Source organism: Kitasatospora sp. NPDC004745, from assembly GCF_042873275.1.
GTDB lineage: Bacteria > Actinomycetota > Actinomycetes > Streptomycetales > Streptomycetaceae > Kitasatospora.
Genome location: NZ_JBIALK010000006.1, coordinates 247,490 through 259,362 on the forward strand (window position 1 = coordinate 247,490; position 11,873 = coordinate 259,362).

An 11,873-nucleotide genomic window follows, 5' to 3' on the forward strand; every position below is an offset into this window, starting at 1 on the left:
CGGCTACGCGGGGACCGGCCAGGAGGCGGCCCGGCCGCGGGCGACCTCCGCCCGCCTGCCGGCCTCGCCGGCGCTGCCGGAGGGAGCGACGGCCGAGGGCAGGAAGTCCGGAGGGGACCCCGTCCCCGGTGCGCCGCTGCCGCTGCCCGTCTCCACGGCGAGCAGACCGCTCGCGGCCATGGTGTTCGCGGGGCTCGCGGCTTCGGCCATCAGCCGGGCGGCACCGACGGCATCCGTCTCCGGCGGGACGACCAGCAGGTTCAGCCGGCGCGGGGCGTACGAGAACACCGCGATCGAGTGCTCGTCCTGCTCGGCGGAGAACCAGCCCGCGTGGACGGTGTGCCCGGTGACCGGGATCCGGTGGGGGACGACGGGCCACTGCGCGGGGTTCACGGTGATCCGGGTGATCCGGCCCCACCGCTCGTCGATGTCGGCGGCCAGGGCGGGGAGTTCGAGGAGAAGATCACGCGAGCGGGGCCACCAGGCGCCGTCCAGGCGGCCGGGCCGCACGCCACCAGGCGTGAGGGACAGCCGTGCGGGGGAATCCGGGGCGACCGGCGTCGTCGCACGATCGAGCGTCGTGGTCATGATCGGAAAACCTGTCTCCGGGTCCGGCCCGAGAGGTCGGGCCCGGCATTGCCGTTCGCCGGAGACGACGCCAGTATCCGGTGCCGGCATGCGAAGTGCCTTCGGTGATATCCAGGCTACTCTCGGTCCGGCCCGAACCCGGCATGGTCGCGGTGGTGAGTTCCGCTCGGAGCCGGCGTCTCCGGACGGACCACCGGACCACCGGACCACCGGACACGACGGCGGTGGCCTGCTCAGACCCGCCCGTAGCGGGCCGCCTGGTCGGCGAACTCCCGGGCCATCTCCGCGGAGACGGTCGGACGGGTGCGGTGGATGGCGTCCAGGTACTCCTGGGTTTCCGGCCGGGTCCGCTCGCCCGTGTCGAGGGTGTGCTCGAAGGTGCTCTGGGCGACCGCCATGGCGACCTGCCGGATGTCGGCGGGGGTGAAGCCCTCGCTGGCCGCGGCCAGGACCGCCGTGTCGGCGGCGGTACCCGTCCTCGCCGTGTAGCCGGCCCACAGTGCGTTGCGGGCCGCGGAGTCGGGCGGTCCGACCGGCAGGACGTAGTCGAACCGGCCGTGGCGCAGGAACGCCGGGTCCAGGGCGGCCACCGAGTTGGTGGCGCAGACGAGGAGCCGGTCGTCGCGCTCACGGAACCGCACGATCGACTTGAGGAGTTCGTTGACCACGCCGACCGACGCGGGGGAGGCGAGGCTGCGGGTACCGGCGACCTCCTCGACCTCGTCGATGAACAGCAGCACGTGGTCGAGCTGCGCCACCTCCTCGAAGCGGTGGACGAGTCCGGCGGCCAGCCCGTCCTCGGACGCGAGCCGGGAGGGGAAGAGCTCGATGAACGGCCAGCCGAGCCGACCGGCCACGGCCTTGGCGAACGTGCTCTTGCCGGTGCCCGGAGGGCCGAACAGCACGACCGCGCGGGGAGGTTCCACGCCGTGGGCGTCCGCCAGCTCGGGGTTGGCCAGGGGCAGCACCAGCCGTCGTTCGATGAGCCGCTTCTCGTCGGCCATGCCCGCGAGCCGGTCCCAGAGGTGGGCCTCGGGCATGACCGCGCCCAGCACGGCCAGGACCGTCGCGTCCTGGGCGCCGACCGCCTCCCACTTCTCGAAGTACGTGAGCCCCCGGTGCGGGCGGAACCCGGAGTTGACCAGTGCGGTGGCGCCGGTCTCCCCGTCCGGCAGCAGCGCCGCGACGATCCTGGCGCCGGCGTCCCGCAGGCGGTGCTCCAGCGCCGACAGCAGGGCGGTGCCGATGCCCAGGTGCCGCCAGGCGGGATGCAGGGCGATGCGCAGCACCCACGCGCGGTCCCCGTCCACCCGGCCCACCGCCGCGCCCACGAGGTGTCCGTCGGCCGTCACGACGACGCTCGGGTTCCGCGCCTGCAACGCGGAGACCACGTCGGAGAGGCGGAAGACGGCGGTGTGATCCGTGGTGGCGCTGTCGGCGTCGAGCCGCACCACCGCTTCGAGGTCCTCGGGCGTGAAGTCCCGGACGTGCCAGACAGCCATGTGCCGCTCTCGAAGGTCGCGAGCCCCCGGACTTCCATCATGGGCCGCCCCCGGTGCGTCCGCCCGACTTCCCGCCGGGCGGGGGAGTAGGGTCGGAGTCATCCAGGGCAACCCGCATTCCGGTACCCGTTCCGGCTTCGTCCTGGGTGAAGGGCAGTCCGGCAGCCCGCGGTGGGCGGTCGGAGACGGGAACGGTGAGCACCGTGACCACCCACTCCCCGCAGCCGGTACGGCGCGGCCGCGGCCTCACGGTCGCCGACGCCATGGACCCCTGCGACTACCAGATAGCCGACGACAAGACCGTCGTCCAGGCCGAGGACATCCTCCGCGGGGCGGGCGTCGAGTACCTGCTCGTCCGCGACCACGACGGCCGGTGCGAGGGGCTGGTCACCCGGGCCGCACTCCGCCCGTTCCTGGACCGGCCCTGGGACGGCGAGCGCACCGCGATCAGCGCCACCTCCCACCAGCGCGGCCCGTTCACCTGGCCGACCATGGGCCTGTCGCTGGCCGCGATCGCGATGCGGGTCAAGCACCTGTCGGTCTGGCCCGTCGTGGACGAGGACGGCTACATCCTCGGCGTGCTCACCGCGGACCGCGCCACCCGCCGGCTCACCGTCGCACCGACCGCGTGACGCCGCCGCCCCGGACCGGGTGAGGGGTGGCCCCGACACGCCGCGGAGGCCCGGACCGCGTGACGCGGTCCGGGCCTCCTGTCGGCGGAGGATACGAGATTCGAACTCGTGAGGGGTTGCCCCCAACACGCTTTCCAATTCTCCCGGACCCTGTCCGCCGGGGTTCGTGCCGGTTCTGACGTCGGGTGAAGTGGGGTGGGGCCCAGGCTTTGCTGTCAGTACCCGACCCTAGGCTAGCTCGATGGGATTCAGATCCAGCTTCTCGCTCCAGTGCATGGTCGAAGCGGCAAGGGGGCTCACCGAGCACGCGGTGGTCCAGCAGCGCATCGATAAGGTGTTGCGGATCATGGGAACGGACCGCACGTACGGCAAGGGCCGGCCATTGGTGGACGCCCTGAACGATGTGGCCCAAGGGGCCGTCCTGTGTGGGGACTTCGCGCTTGCTCAGCGCTTCCAACGGTTCGCCGGTTATGCCGGCGGAGAGCTGTTCCTCGAAGTTTTGGAGGGGTACTACGACGAGGACGCTCAGCAGCGTGGCGAGGAGTTCCATCGGAGGATGGCCGCTCTTGGCGCCGGCCGGGCGGTTGCCGTGCTTGACGTGCTCTGCCGTGACAATCCGGACGCGACTGCCGCGGATGCCCGTGATCTCTTCCGCGGCATTGCACAGTCCGCCGATCACCTAGGAGTCGAGGCTGGCGAGGGTGGGATCCGGCTGTCCACTCGGGAGGTCAGGCGACTCCAGCAGTATGGCCACCTTGAGCTCGTCCTGCGAAGTCTGCCGCGTCCGGCCTCTGCGGAGTCTGCCCGGTTGCTGGGTGATGTCCTGGCGGATGCCGACGCGGGGCTGTTGGCCCAGTTCCTCGAGCTGAAGGCCAGGCGGGCCGGCCTCGCGGCCCTGAGGGCTACGGTGGACGATCCGGCCAGTTCCGAGAGCGCGCTTCACGCCTGTCTGAAGAATCAGGCGTGGATCTTCGGCGGGGCCTATGTGGGTGAGCTGGCGCGCCGCCAATTCACCCCGGACACCATCCTGGACATCCCGCTTCTGCGTGCCGATGGCTCCCTGCACGTCGTCGAGCTCAAGCGCGCCAACATCGAGAACTTGGTCATTCGCCGCAGCGGCCATCTGATGCTCGGCGCGCCACCCCACCAAGCGGTCTCCCAGGCGCAGAACTACCTGCGGACACTGGACGAGAACCGGCGGACCATCCTGGCCGACTACGGAGTCGACAGCCGCAGGGCCTCGGCCACCATTGTGATCGGCCACTCGCGCTATGTGGGAGGGGGTATTGCGCCGACGGAAGTCGCAGAGACCCTGCGTACCTACAACACGCACGCCACCCGGATAGAAGTGATCACCTACGAGACCCTGCTCGATTCGGCCAGTCGGATGCTTGCGCTGTCATCCGAACAACAGGACTCGGAAGCGACTGAGGAGGCCGACTCGTGACTGGCGCCCAGCCCTCGATCGAGCAGCTCCTGGCTCGCCTGTGCGGTGGCTCGATCACTGCGAAGGACTACGTGGGCTACTTCCTGAACGAGTACGGCGAGGAGCTCGTTTTTGCTCAGCGTCGAGGGGAGAAGACGGCGCGCCTCTGGCACAGCGACGCGGATTGGCAGCTGTTCCGCGTCGGCGACCACTCGATCCGGGTCGGCGAGGCCATGGGCGGGATGATCACTGTCGGCGACCTGGTCATCAACCAACCAGAGGCAACCTGGTTGTCTTCCTGCTTGGAGGCCTCTCGCCACCTGCGCCGACGGTAAACATGATGGCGGCGGGGACAGTCGGCAACGACGAAGGCCCGGACCGCGTGACGCGGTCCGGGCCTTCTGCCGGCGGAGGATACGAGATTCGAACTCGTGAGGGGTTGCCCCCAACACGCTTTCCAAGCGTGCGCCCTAGGCCTCTAGGCGAATCCTCCGTGGGAGAGCTTAGTACATGTTGAGGGGTGGTCGCGACCAGCTATCCCGGAGGCTCGGAGGCGGGGTGGCCTGTGGATCGTCGGGGCGGGGATCCGGTACTGTGGGTGTCAGCCCCTCGTGTGGCGTTATCTCTCTGAACCCCCCCAGGGCCGGAAGGCAGCAAGGGTAGGAGGGCTCTGGCGGGTGCACGGGGGGTCTTTGCGTTCCCGGGGCCGGTGGGCGGGGCGAGGGGCGACGCGTTTGTCCGTGCGTCCCGATATCGTCGGGGGTGTGTCCCTAGCCCTGTACCGCCGCTACCGCCCCGAGACCTTCGCGGAGGTCATCGGGCAGGAGCACGTGACCGCTCCGCTCCAGCAGGCCCTGCGCAACAACAGGGTCAACCACGCGTACCTGTTCAGCGGGCCGCGCGGCTGTGGCAAGACCACGAGCGCACGCATCCTGGCCCGCTGTCTGAACTGTGAGCAGGGGCCGACGCCGACGCCCTGCGGCGAGTGCCAGTCCTGTCGCGACCTCGCGACCGGCGGGCCCGGCTCGATCGACGTGATCGAGATCGACGCGGCCTCGCACGGTGGCGTCGACGACGCGCGCGAGCTGCGGGAGCGGGCCTTCTTCGCGCCGGTGCACAGCCGGTACAAGATCTTCATCCTGGACGAGGCCCACATGGTGACCTCGGCGGGGTTCAACGCGCTGCTCAAGGTGGTGGAGGAGCCGCCGGAGCACCTGAAGTTCATCTTCGCGACCACCGAGCCGGAGAAGGTCATCGGGACGATCCGGTCCCGGACGCACCACTACCCGTTCCGGCTGGTGCCGCCGGGCACCCTGCGCGACTACCTGGCGGAGGTCTGCGGCCGGGAGGGCATCCAGGTCGAGGACTCGGTGTTCCCGCTGGTGGTCCGCGCCGGCGCGGGTTCGGTGCGTGACTCGATGTCGGTCATGGACCAGCTGCTGGCCGGTGCCGCCGAGGGCGGCGTGACGTACCAGATGGCGACGGCGCTGCTCGGGTACACCGACTCGGCGCTGCTGGACGAGGTGGTGGACGCCTTCGCCGCGCAGGACGGGGCGACGGTGTTCCAGGTGATCGACCGGGTGGTCGAGGGAGGGCACGATCCGCGGCGCTTCGTCACCGACCTGCTGGAGCGGCTGCGCGACCTGGTCATCCTGGCCACCGTTCCGGAGGCGGGGGAGAAGGGGCTGATCGACGCCCCGGCGGACCGGGTCGCAGTCATGCAGGCGCAGGCGGACGCCTTCGGTGCGGCCGAGCTGAGCCGCGCGGCTGACCTCGTCAACACCGGGCTGACCGAGATGCGCGGCAACGCGGCGCCCCGGCTGCAGCTGGAGCTGATCTGCGCCCGGGTGATGCTGCCGGGTGCGTACAGCGACGAGCTGTCGCTGCAGGCGCGGCTGGACAAGCTGGAGCGCCGGGCGGCCGCCGGCGGGTTCGCCGCTCCGGCGGGCCTGGTACCGGCGGGCCCGGCCCCCGTGGCGGCTCCCGCGGCCCCCGCGGCCCCCGCGGCTGTTCCGGTCGCGGCTCCCGCGGCCGCGCCCGTCCCCCCGGGGCCCGCCCCGGTGGCGGAGGCCGCTCCGGTGCAGGCCCCGCCCGTCCAGGCGGCCCCGGCTTCCGCGCCGGTGGCGCCCGCGCCCGCCGGGCCGGCGCCCGGTGCCTGGCCGATCCCGCGCAGCTTCCCCCCGGCCGGTGCCCCCGCGCCGCAGGCGCCGGCTCCGGCGGCGGAGGCCGCCCCGGCGCCTGCCCCCGCCGCGCCCGCCCCCGTGGCCGCCCCCGCGCCCCCGGTTCCCGCGTCCGCGCCCGGCGCGCAGCCGTCGGCCGCGGCGCAGCAGGGTGCCGCGCAGGTCCGGCAGCTGTGGCCGCAGATCCTGGAGGCGGTGAAGAACCGCCGCCGTTTCACCTGGATCCTGCTCAGCCAGAACGGTCAGGTGGCCGGGTTCGACGGCAGCGTGCTCCAGGTGTCGTTCATCAACGCCGGCGCCCGGGACAGCTTCGTCGGCAGCAACAGCGACGACGTGCTGCGCCAGGCGCTGGGCGACGCGCTGGGCGTGGACTGGCGGATCGAGTGCATCGTCGACCCGTCCGGCGGCGGCAGCCTCGGTGGCGGTGGCGGCGTCCCGGCCGGTGGCGGTGCCCCGGCCGGGGGCGGCTGGGGGGCTCCGGCCCGTCCGGCGGCCGCCGCGCCGCCGGTGGCGGCCCCGGTGCCCGCGCCGGTGCAGCCGCAGTCCTCGCCGCAGCCGCAGGCCGCCCCGGTGGCGTCCCCGCCGGTCCAGGCCGCGCCGCCGGTGGCGGCCGTGCCGGCCCGCCCGGTGCAGTCCGTGCGGCCGGAGGACGACGTCCCGGAGGAGGACGACCCGGACCTCAACGAGGACGCGTTCTCCGGTCAGGACCTGATCATCCGCGAGCTGGGGGCGACGGTCCTGGAGGAGATCCACCACCGCGGCAACTGAGCGACGGGCCGCCCCGGCAGCACGTAGGCTCGGCCGTGACGACGCGAGCTGGACTGCGGACGGGCGACGCGCCCCGTCCCGCACGCGGATGGCGCGAGCGGGGCGGGCACGTGGACGACGGGGCGGGCCAGCAGGCACGACAGCGAGGAGTGAGCCGTGTTTCCCGGTGGTGGCCAGCCCAACATGCAGCAGCTGCTGAAGCAGGCGCAGAAGATGCAGCAGGATCTCGCGAAGGCGCAGCAGGAGCTGGCCGAGGCGAAGGTGAACGGTTCGGCGGGCGGTGGCCTGGTCGAGGCCACGGTGACCGGTGCCGGTGAGCTGGTGGCGCTGACCATCGCCCCGGCCGCCGTCGACCCGGAGGACACCGAGACCCTGGCCGACCTGATCCTGGCGGCCGTGCGGGACGCCAACCAGACGGCGCAGAAGATGCAGGCCGAGCGCATGGGCCCGCTGACCCAGGGCCTGGGCGGTGGGATCCCCGGTCTGCCGTTCTGACCCCTCCGGCCCCGGAGGCCCGGGGGCCCGGAGCCCCGGGATTCTGGAGTTCAGACAGCGGACCCATGTGATTTATGTGGGAGTCGGGCGTCGGGCGGTGTGTCCGGCGCCCGATTCGTTGGATGATGGCACCGGAGCACCACCGACCATCCGAAGGAAGGCGCGACGTTGTACGAGGGCGTGGTTCAGGACCTGATCGACGAGCTGGGCAGGCTGCCCGGTGTCGGTCCCAAGAGCGCCCAGCGGATCGCCTTCCACGTCCTGCAGGCCGACCCGACCGACGTGCGCCGTCTCGCGCACGCGCTGCTGGAGGTCAAGGACAAGGTCCGTTTCTGCGCGGTCTGCGGGAACGTCGCGGAGGCCGAGCAGTGCCGGGTCTGTCTGGACCCGCGCCGCGACCTCGCCGTCATCTGCGTGGTGGAGGAGCCCAAGGACGTCGTCGCCATCGAGCGCACCCGTGAGTTCCGCGGCCGCTACCACGTGCTGGGCGGCGCGATCAGCCCCATCGAGGGCGTCGGCCCGGACGACCTGCGGATCCGCGAGCTGCTGTCGCGCCTCGCGGACGGCACGGTCACCGAGCTGATCCTGGCCACCGACCCCAACCTGGAGGGGGAGGCGACCGCCACCTATCTGGCCCGGCTCTGCAAGCCGATGGGCCTGAAGGTGACCCGGCTGGCGAGCGGTCTGCCCGTCGGCGGGGATCTGGAGTACGCGGACGAGGTCACCCTCGGCCGCGCCTTCGAAGGGAGACGACTGCTCGATGTCTGACCGGACGCTCAACCAGCAGCCCCACACGCCCCACCAGCCGTCCCACGGACAGCCGCACGGGGACCACGCGCCGCACACCCACGCGCACGGCTCGGAGCCGGACGACTTCGCCGTGCAGATCGCCGACTCGGTGGAGAGCTTCGTGCTCGCCGTCACCGAGGTCGCCAAGGGCGACGAGCCGGGCAGCGCGGTCTCGCTGCTGCTCCTGGAGGTCTCGCAGCTGCTGCTGGCCGGCGGCCGGCTGGGCGCCATCGAGGACGTCGTCCCCGAGGACCGCTTCGAGCCCGACGCGGGGCCCGAGCCGGACGGCGAGCAGCTCCGCGAGCGGCTGGCCGTGCTGCTCGCCCCGATCGACGTGTACCACGAGGTCTTCGACCCGTACGGGCCGCCGGAGAAGCCGAACGCCTTCCGGATCTCGGACGACCTGGCGGGGGTGGTCAGCGAGCTGCAGCACGGGCTGACGCACTACCGCGAGGGCCGGGTCAGCGAGGCGCTGTGGTGGTGGCAGTTCTCGTACCTCTCCAACTGGGGCACGACCTGCACGGCGGTGCTGCGCGCGCTGCAGTCGCTGATCGCGCACGTGCGGCTGGACAGCCCGATCGGGGCGGTGCCGGACGGCGCCGACACGGACGACGACGGGCTCACCGACGAGCAGCTGGAGCAGCAGGCCGGCGACCTGATGGCGGCCGAGCTGGGGCTCGGGCGGTAACGGCACCCGGCGCGCCCGGCCGTGGCGGACGGTGACCGGCTCCGGCGGAGTGTGACGGATGCCTCAGCGGTCCGGGCGGGGAGGGAAACCCGCCGGATCGCCGTCCGTCCGTCCGCCGATTCTTCGGGGCACCGCCGGATCGCCCGCAGACCTGCCGGTGGCGCAGCCCGGCGGGCCGACCACCTGGTGAAACAGTCGTCTCATCATGTGGAAGGCGCCGGTCGGGGCACCCCTGCTCGGTAGACTGGCGCCGACCGCATGCCCCCGTTCCCCCGGGGGTGCGGGGGCCCGGAGCCCCCGGAAGACGACACAAGTCGAGGAGCGCACGTGGGCCTTGTCGTGCAGAAGTACGGCGGCTCATCCGTTGCGGATGCCGAGGGCATCAAGCGCGTGGCCCGTCGAATCGTTGACGCCAAGAAGGCCGGCCATGAGGTCGTCGTCGTGGTGTCCGCGATGGGCGACACGACGGACGAGCTCATCGAACTCGCGGAGCAGGTGTCACCGCTCCCTGCCGGCCGTGAGTTCGACATGCTGCTGACCGCTGGAGAGCGCATCTCCATGGCGCTGCTGGCCATGGCGATCAAATCCCTGGGTCACGAGGCCCAGTCCTTCACGGGCAGCCAGGCCGGTGTCATCACCGACTCCGTCCACAACAAGGCGCGCATCATCGACGTGACGCCGGGCCGCATCCGCACCGCCCTGGACGAGGGCAACATCGCGATCGTGGCCGGGTTCCAGGGCGTCTCGCAGAGCAGCAAGGACATCACCACGCTGGGCCGCGGCGGGTCGGACACCACCGCCGTCGCGCTCGCCGCCGCGCTCAAGGCCGAGGTCTGCGAGATCTACACCGACGTGGACGGCGTCTTCACCGCCGACCCGCGCGTGGTGAAGAAGGCCCGCAAGATCGACTGGATCGCGTACGAGGACATGCTGGAGCTGGCGTCGTCCGGCTCCAAGGTGCTGCTCGACCGCTGCGTGGAGTACGCGCGGCGCTACAACATCCCGATTCACGTACGCTCGTCCTTCTCGGGTCTCCCCGGGACGATCGTCAGCAACGACAACCCGAACAAGCCCGAAGGGGGCGAGATGGAGCAGGCCATCATCTCCGGAGTCGCCCACGACACCTCGGAGGCCAAGGTCACGGTCGTCGGGGTGCCCGACAAGCCGGGCGAGGCGGCCCGCATCTTCCGCGCCATCGCGGACGCCGAGGTCAACATCGACATGGTGGTGCAGAACGTCTCCGCCGCGTCGACCGGGCTGACCGACATCTCCTTCACCCTGCCGAAGACCGAGGGCCAGAAGGCCATCGACGCGCTCGGCCGGGTCAAGGAGGGCATCGGCTTCGAGTCGCTCCGCTACGACGACGCGATCGGCAAGATCTCCCTGGTCGGCGCCGGCATGCGCTCCAACCCGGGCGTCACCGCGACCTTCTTCGAGGCGCTCTCGGCGGCCGGCGTCAACATCGAGCTGATCTCCACCTCGGAGATCCGCATCTCGGTCGTCACCCGCGCCGACGACGTGCCGGAGGCCGTCCGCGCCGTGCACAGCGCCTTCGGACTGGACAGCGAGTCGGACGAGGCCGTCGTCTACGGGGGCACCGGGCGATGACCCGGCGGCCGAACCTCGCCGTCGTCGGCGCCACCGGCGCGGTCGGCGAGGTGCTGCTCGGCCTGCTCTCGCTCCGCCAGGACGTCTGGGGCGAGGTCCGACTCGTCGCCTCCCCGCGCTCGGCCGGCCGCAAGCCGGTCGTGCGCGGGGAGCCCGTCGAGGTCGTGCCGCTGACGGAGGAGGCCTTCGCGGGGATCGACGTCGCCGTGTTCGCCGTCCCCGACGCGGTCTCCGCCCAGTGGGCGCCGATCGCCGCGGCCAAGGGCGTCGTGGTGGTCGACGACTCCGCGGCCTTCCGCACGGCCGGGGACGTGCCGCTGGTCGTCCCCGAGGTCAACGCGGCCGCGCTGCGGATGCGGGCCCGCGGCATCGTCGCCAGCCCCGCCAGCACCACCCTCGCGATGATCGCCGCCGTCGGCGCCCTGCACGCCGAGTACGGGCTGGTGCAGCTCGTCGTCGCCTCCTACCAGGCCGCCTCCGGCGAGGGCCGTGACGGCGAGGCGGCGCTGCGCGAACAGACCGCCCTGGTGGCCGGCGCGGAGCTCGGCCGGCAGACCGGCGACCTGCGCGCGGTGATCGCCGACAACGGGCCGTTCGCGGCCCCGCTCGCCCTCAACGCGGTGCCCTGGACGGGCTTCCTGCGGGACGGCGGGTGGTCCTCGGAGGAGATGGGCATCCGCGACGAGGCCCGCAAGATCCTCGGCCTGCCCGCCCTCAAGGTCTCGGCGACCTGCGTCCGCATCCCGGTCGTGCGCACCCACGCGCTGGCCGTGCACGCGCTGTTCGAACGCGAGGTCACCCAGGAGCACGCGCAGCAGATCCTCCGGGACGCCCCCGGCGTGGTGCTCTACGACGATCCGGCGGCCGGGGAGTTCCCCACCCCCAACGACGTGGTCGGCACCGACCCGGTCTGGGTCGGCCGGGTGCGCCGGGCCCTGGACGAGCCGGACGCGCTCGACCTCTTCCTCTGCGGCGACAACCTGCGCAAGGGCGCGGCGCTGAACCTGCTGCAGATCGCGGAACTGGTGGCCGGTGAGCTGACGGCCGGACAGGCCGCCGAGGACTGACCGGGGCTCAGCGGGGGTGGCGGAACCGCAACCCCTGCCGGGCGGTGGCGGAACCGTAACCCCGGCCCGGGGCGGCGGAACCTTCACCCCCGCCGGAGCGGACCGGGCCCCCGCCGCGTCCGGTCCTCCC

At 72.3% G+C, this 11,873-nt stretch carries 11 protein-coding genes, 1 tRNA gene and 1 other RNA gene; 10 read left to right on the top strand and 3 right to left on the bottom strand.

Annotated elements, in window-relative coordinates; genetic code table 11:
- Window positions 1-3: 3 nt before the first annotated feature.
- Complete coding sequence (locus tag ACFYUY_RS14170; RefSeq protein ID WP_360205599.1) at window positions 4-588, bottom strand: DUF5994 family protein; 585 nt, start codon at window positions 586-588, stop codon at window positions 4-6.
- 233 nt (window positions 589-821) lie between these two features.
- Entirely contained in the window at window positions 822-2,090 is a 1,269-nt protein-coding gene (locus ACFYUY_RS14175) for an ATP-binding protein (protein WP_387900652.1), read from the bottom strand.
- A gap of 203 nt (window positions 2,091-2,293) precedes the next feature.
- Here ACFYUY_RS14175 and ACFYUY_RS14180 point away from each other — a divergent pair, with 203 nt between their 5' ends.
- The 3 genes from ACFYUY_RS14180 (at window position 2,294) to ACFYUY_RS14190 (ending at window position 4,483) form a co-directional block, all read left to right on the top strand.
- Window positions 2,294-2,722: a CBS domain-containing protein gene (locus ACFYUY_RS14180; protein WP_387900654.1), complete on the top strand. Its 429-nt coding sequence runs from the start codon at window positions 2,294-2,296 to the stop codon at window positions 2,720-2,722.
- Window positions 2,723-2,963: 241 nt separating this feature from the next.
- Window positions 2,964-4,169 carry a Shedu anti-phage system protein SduA domain-containing protein gene (locus tag ACFYUY_RS14185; RefSeq protein WP_387900656.1) on the top strand — a complete coding sequence of 402 codons (1,206 nt, stop codon included), beginning with the start codon at window positions 2,964-2,966 and terminating at the stop codon, window positions 4,167-4,169.
- Complete coding sequence (locus tag ACFYUY_RS14190; RefSeq protein WP_387900658.1) at window positions 4,166-4,483, top strand: hypothetical protein; 318 nt, start codon at window positions 4,166-4,168, stop codon at window positions 4,481-4,483. Before ACFYUY_RS14185 ends, ACFYUY_RS14190 begins: the two co-directional genes overlap by 4 nt.
- A 73-nt stretch (window positions 4,484-4,556) precedes the next feature.
- Here the strand turns inward: ACFYUY_RS14190 and ACFYUY_RS14195 are convergent.
- Window positions 4,557-4,641: transfer RNA gene (locus ACFYUY_RS14195), tRNA-Ser, on the bottom strand.
- Between the two features lie 110 nt (window positions 4,642-4,751).
- Here ACFYUY_RS14195 and ffs point away from each other — a divergent pair.
- From ffs to ACFYUY_RS14230, 7 genes are all read left to right on the top strand, one after another.
- An RNA gene (ffs, locus tag ACFYUY_RS14200) (signal recognition particle sRNA small type) lies at window positions 4,752-4,842 on the top strand.
- 70 nt (window positions 4,843-4,912) lie between these two features.
- Window positions 4,913-7,096 (top strand): DNA polymerase III subunit gamma and tau, encoded by a 2,184-nt coding sequence (locus ACFYUY_RS14205; RefSeq protein ID WP_387900660.1) that lies wholly within the window; start codon window positions 4,913-4,915, stop codon window positions 7,094-7,096.
- A 156-nt stretch (window positions 7,097-7,252) separates the two neighbouring features.
- On the top strand, window positions 7,253-7,591 hold the full coding sequence (locus ACFYUY_RS14210) for a YbaB/EbfC family nucleoid-associated protein (RefSeq protein ID WP_148644036.1): 339 nt from the start codon (window positions 7,253-7,255) through the stop codon (window positions 7,589-7,591).
- Window positions 7,592-7,759: 168 nt separating this feature from the next.
- Entirely contained in the window at window positions 7,760-8,359 is a 600-nt protein-coding gene (gene recR, locus ACFYUY_RS14215; RefSeq protein ID WP_218198914.1) for a recombination mediator RecR, read from the top strand.
- Window positions 8,352-9,068 (top strand): DUF5063 domain-containing protein, encoded by a 717-nt coding sequence (locus ACFYUY_RS14220; protein WP_360205576.1) that lies wholly within the window; start codon window positions 8,352-8,354, stop codon window positions 9,066-9,068. The genes recR and ACFYUY_RS14220 overlap by 8 nt, the downstream gene beginning before the upstream one ends.
- 327 nt (window positions 9,069-9,395) lie before the next feature.
- Window positions 9,396-10,676 (top strand): aspartate kinase, encoded by a 1,281-nt coding sequence (locus tag ACFYUY_RS14225; RefSeq protein ID WP_360205574.1) that lies wholly within the window; start codon window positions 9,396-9,398, stop codon window positions 10,674-10,676.
- Window positions 10,673-11,743, top strand: a complete 1,071-nt coding sequence (locus ACFYUY_RS14230) for an aspartate-semialdehyde dehydrogenase (RefSeq protein WP_360205571.1) — start codon at window positions 10,673-10,675, stop codon at window positions 11,741-11,743. Before ACFYUY_RS14225 ends, ACFYUY_RS14230 begins: the two co-directional genes overlap by 4 nt.
- Window positions 11,744-11,873: the final 130 nt, after the last annotated feature.